The sequence below is a fragment of the Paenibacillus sp. P4_A9 genome (assembly GCF_056402415.1).
Genome location: NZ_JBFUHL010000145.1, coordinates 1 through 4,727 on the forward strand (window position 1 = coordinate 1; position 4,727 = coordinate 4,727).

Annotated in this window: 5 protein-coding genes; all 5 read right to left on the minus strand. The window is 43.6% G+C overall.

The window, feature by feature from the left end; genetic code table 11:
- Positions 1 to 443 precede the first annotated feature (443 nt).
- The gene (locus tag AC1DVJ_RS30065) at positions 444 to 773 is read right to left on the minus strand and encodes a spore coat protein (protein WP_477596437.1); all 330 of its coding nucleotides are present in this window, start codon (positions 771 to 773) and stop codon (positions 444 to 446) included.
- Between the two features lie 30 nt (positions 774 to 803).
- Positions 804 to 1,031 carry a hypothetical protein gene (locus tag AC1DVJ_RS30070; protein WP_477596439.1) on the minus strand — a complete coding sequence of 76 codons (228 nt, stop codon included), beginning with the start codon at positions 1,029 to 1,031 and terminating at the stop codon, positions 804 to 806.
- Between the two features lie 103 nt (positions 1,032 to 1,134).
- On the minus strand, positions 1,135 to 2,196 hold the full coding sequence (locus tag AC1DVJ_RS30075) for a glycoside hydrolase family 88 protein (protein ID WP_477596441.1): 1,062 nt from the start codon (positions 2,194 to 2,196) through the stop codon (positions 1,135 to 1,137).
- Positions 2,196 to 4,040, minus strand: coding sequence for a hypothetical protein (locus tag AC1DVJ_RS30080; protein WP_477596443.1), 1,845 nt, complete (start codon positions 4,038 to 4,040; stop codon positions 2,196 to 2,198). The genes AC1DVJ_RS30075 and AC1DVJ_RS30080 overlap by 1 nt, the downstream gene beginning before the upstream one ends.
- A gap of 12 nt (positions 4,041 to 4,052) precedes the next feature.
- On the minus strand, positions 4,053 to 4,727 hold a 675-nt coding region (locus tag AC1DVJ_RS30085), incomplete at its 5' end, for an MFS transporter (protein WP_477596445.1).

Sequence of the window (4,727 nt, forward strand, 5' to 3'; positions counted from 1 at the left end):
GAATGGCACCAACCTGCTTCACCGCCTGTATATAATCGTGGCCTATGACGCTGAAGCCTTGTCCCTTCACTCCCCGAAAGGTACCGCCGACCCCTTCCTCTCCAGTAACATGATAACCCGTTATTCCGATAAGCGGCATTTTCCTCATCGCTCCACCTCTTCTCTCCACTATTTTATTCCGTGCGAATGAAACACATGACCTCTGGAAAGGAAAAGACACGGGTTGTTTTGTATCGTTAGTACTATGCGTATAAAGTAAAAAAACACCCTATTCGGGTGCTCTGAGAAACACTAATTAAAGATGTAAACAGAGTGTTAGAAGATAAAAAAGGCACAACCTCAATCATCCTTTGAACGAAAAAAAGCCCGCAATTGCGCGGACTTGATTCGGACCATGTTCTTGTCATCCGACACTTACATTGTGCATTATTCCATTTAATCCATTAATGAAACGTAGGAAACTGCGTTTGATAATTCGTAAATTGCGTTTTCGTTTGTTGAATATCCTGTTGATCAGCAACTTTCATTTTGTACCAGCCCTTTTGAAACATCTGGTTGAACAACTGATACTGGGTATTATGCGTATCGCTCAAAATGCCTTGAACCGTTTCATGCAGCTTCGGATTTTGCATTTCCAGCAGTCCCGTATTATACCCGGAGGATAAGTACTTCTCATTTGTTAAAATGTCATTTAAAAAATCGCGATCGTTTAATTCCGGCCCCTTCACTTGCGGAAGTTGACTTGATTGGGGCATGGCGAGCTCTAGACTCAATGGCTTTACCTCCTGTTGATGTCGCAACTGCTAATGAAGCAGCGAAAGCAGCGAATTGTAGTGGTTGAGATGCTTTTGTCCAACTTGATTGATAAGTACTTTAATTTGCGGATCCGTGCACCGATTAGCAGTATCATTGCATTTCTTCATCGCGAGCAGTTCCCAGGACAAAAAGTCCTTCACATAGGAGAGCTCCTTGTCTGTAATAACATTGCGATCTGATGTCGTTTGAGTCGTCTGGGACTGACTATCTGGCATGTTTGCTTCCTCCTCTCTCAATCCAAAAAAGTTTGTCTCACGCCATTTACTATTTGCCGCTGACTGCCATTTTATCCATCTCGCTCCTCAAGTAAGCCAAAACCTAAGGTTCTAGCAGCTTTTGATACGCTATGGCCGCAAAAAGTACAGCAGCTATCCCATATGACCAATTCTTGCCCCGTGGCATCCATTTATATCCCGCATAGGGAAATACGGGCACTGGGATCGTAGGTCCTGAAATTTCCGGCATATAGATATTTCCATCGACTTTTTCAAAATCGTCAACCACACGTTGAAAAGCCTTTATAGCAGGCTCCCTATATTTATCATCCAGCCAGCCCCTGCGAACGCTATGTAGCCAGCCAGCGGCAATAAGCGCTGTCGCGCTGGATTCACGATAGGTTTTGCCCACTTTATTGAAGACCGTTTCGAAGTACMCGTCCGAACGCTGGTAAGGAAGTAATGCCTCCGAGGTTTCACGTAGTATCTCTATAATTCGATCTCTTTCCGGATGCTCGGCAGGCAAATTTTCAAGGATCATCGGCAGCGCGCAAATGACCCAACCATTTCCCCGCCCCCAGAAAATTTTACTTTTCGGGAAATGTGTTTTGGCTTTTACCCAATAGCTGTGATACCAGAGCTTGTCTTCCGCATCCTGCATATAACCTGCATAGAGTCTCGGCTGCCTTGCTGCAAAGTCCAGCAGCGCCTTGTCCCCATTTTCCACCGCATATCGCATTGGAAAGACACTAAACATCATCAAGGAATCCACCCAGATGGACTTGGGATACAACTTACCTTCCGGAGAGTTCCCCAAATGATTGACGGCATCATCCAGGATRCGCGGTTCATATTTAATGTAGTTAAGTACTTTATCCGTTAAATAGGTATACCCTGCGTTCCCAGTCCTCTTCTGCATGGCATAGGTAATAAGCGCCGGCGCACTTGTGTCCGCTTGATCCACACGGGGTTCATGAGCAACATAGTAATCACAATAAGCTTTTGTAAAATGAAAGTACCTGTCTTCCTCCAAAAACGCATCCAACTCCGTCAAGGCATATCCTAAGAGCGCCTCTCCCCACATCCATTTCATTTTTGGTTCAAATTGCTTTACGACACTGTCCGCTAACGCAAGCGCCTTATTGAAATAATCATCTCTCGCCATCATGCATGGATCCTTTCACATCGATCAAAGTTTAGATACAAGCTGCTGCCCTCAAAGGCAATCCGGATCTCGTCAGGTTTTCTATCTGCCTTTACGTAAGGCGTGTCTATCCTGTCATAGTCTGTTGCAACCTTCTCACCGTCGACATAAAAATCCCCTTTATATGTTAAAGCGTACTCACGGCTTCCCTTGTACCTTAAGGTATTATTGACAAAACTCACGCTCCGTGAGAGAATGGCCTGCCTAAAAGAGTCAAAGCTGCCGAAGATCTCTTGGCTCCCTAACTCACAAATCCAATAGGTAATAACGCCTTCCTGGATAATATCTGAAGGATCATTCGGGTTAATCTTGAAGTCATTTTTCCCAATAAGAGCAATATAGCTATCACCTAATTTACCAAACAAATAGTTGTTCTCCAGAACGACCTGATCAAATTTATCCTGAGGAAAGTGCGCATGCGTAAATGTAGCTCTTTTCCCTTCCATTAAGCCTTTCCTTTGATCAATCTTATAAATGCTGAAATGCACGTTCTTATCCTGTACAGAATGGGGAAAAATACCGTTTCCTACCCAATAGTCAGGTGAAAAATTTCGGTTGACGTCATCAAACGCCGGGGCCCCGGGATGCGTTGTAAAAACCGTTACTACATTCGACAAAGTCGCCTGCCACACATGCTGCTGGTCGCTGAATTCCCCAGGATGATAATTTTGAACGGTTGAAAGCATATAATTGTTGGTTTTGTACGTATACGAATTAGCCCTTTGAATCGCGATCCCCTGAGTCACTGGATTCAGGATTTTAACGAGGGACGGCAGCAGGCCAAGCTTGATTAATAAAGGGTGGTTGATCATTTTAAAATCTTGTAAAAAAGGATTCTGATGCAGCTTCCATTCATTGAACACTTTTAAAGCCATATTCACAGATTCTGGATTCGTAAAGCTCTCCATCGCCCACAAAAACATCCCCGTCGTATCGATATCATTTAAATCGTCGAACTCCGCCTTGATCTCCTTTAAATCGAGCCCCATGGAATCCTTAATGATAACTTCTCCAGGATCTTGTCCAATTTTCCGGATAACATTAGGTAAGTCATAGCGCTCCATTAAGATAAAGTTAGAAGAGATTCTTGTATAATCATAGGTTTCACGATGACCAAATCCCCACACATACTCGCTGATTTCCAAGGTATCCTGAGCCATAGGATTTTTCTTCTGTKCTTCATAACAGCGTCCGCTGGTTGCACCAAAGAGACCTTTATAGGAATGCATGCCCATATCAAGCAGCAGCAGATCCATGATCATTTTAGATTTAATCACAATTTCTTCATCCCTGCAGAAATCGATCAAAATAGCCAGCGGCGCGATATCCTCTTCATAGTAAGTATTGGAATGCCATTCTGTGAATCCATAGGTAAAACGATATTTCAGCCAGCGCAAAATGCGGATCTTTGCTTTTACCAGATGTTCATGGCCTGCCATGTTCGCGTTCGTAAAAATGTCTTCGGGAAACAGCTGTCCAGCTAAATATTCAACCGAGGCAAATAGAATTTGATGATTTTCAGACCAATAGCACATGCTGTCAACGCCTGGTTCGTCCATCCAGTACTTAAAACTTAGAATTGTCTTCCGTATCCGCTCAAGCGTTGATTCACTTAATAAATGCTTATAGCTGTATAGGGTCCGAATGATCGAGACCATTCTGAAATCCGCACAGTCATACCTGCTATCGATATATTCGCAAATGTGATGAATTTGCTCTTCTTGAATGGGTCTCCCCTCATGCAGGTCTATGATACCTGGAAAGCACTTGGGCCCCATTTTAATCGTCATATTTACTTCGTCCATCTTGGGTGCCTCCTAAATATCTGTACGAACGCCAATCAGTGTACGCTTCATTTCCTCTACCTCATCCTCCGATAAAGGACTTTCTTTGATATTCCCTCGTTTAAACTCCAAATAATGATTGAGCTTCTCGTGCATGTGTTGCGTCAAAGGGTACTTTCTCGCCATACTAAAAGTAATAAACAGCAGAGCAAAAGGAATCACGGTAACAATTAACTTCAAACAAATGAGAACCGCATCCGGTTGGTCCATCAAGATTTTCTTCGTAACACCTGCTATCACTTGTTCTTCGGGTTTCAAATACCCTGCAAAATCCAACATACTGGATATGATAAAAATGCCGACTGCCGCTGAAAAATTCCGCAGGAAGGTCATAATTCCACCAAAAGATCCCGCATTTCTCTGGCCAAATGCCAACTCCCCCACATCCGTTACATCCGGATACATCATCCACGGAATCACAATGCATCCGACGATGCCCAATCCCATGCACACTGCAATAACGTAAATTGACCATGTAGGCCAATCGGGCCCAAGCAGAGCAATAAAGAGAATACCAACAGCCCACATCAGGGTGGACAGCATAAAGGTTTTTGCCTTGCCAATTGTATTCGCTAATTTCACAATAACGGGAACCATCGCAATTTGTGTAATTAACATGGCTCCGAGTACATAGTTCAGTTCATCAGG

What these genes read in the sequence shown, in the direction of transcription:
- AC1DVJ_RS30070 (WP_477596439.1), bottom strand. Translation starts at nt 1,031, where the DNA reads ATGCCAGATAGTCAGTCCCAGACGACTCAAACGACATCAGATCGCAAT.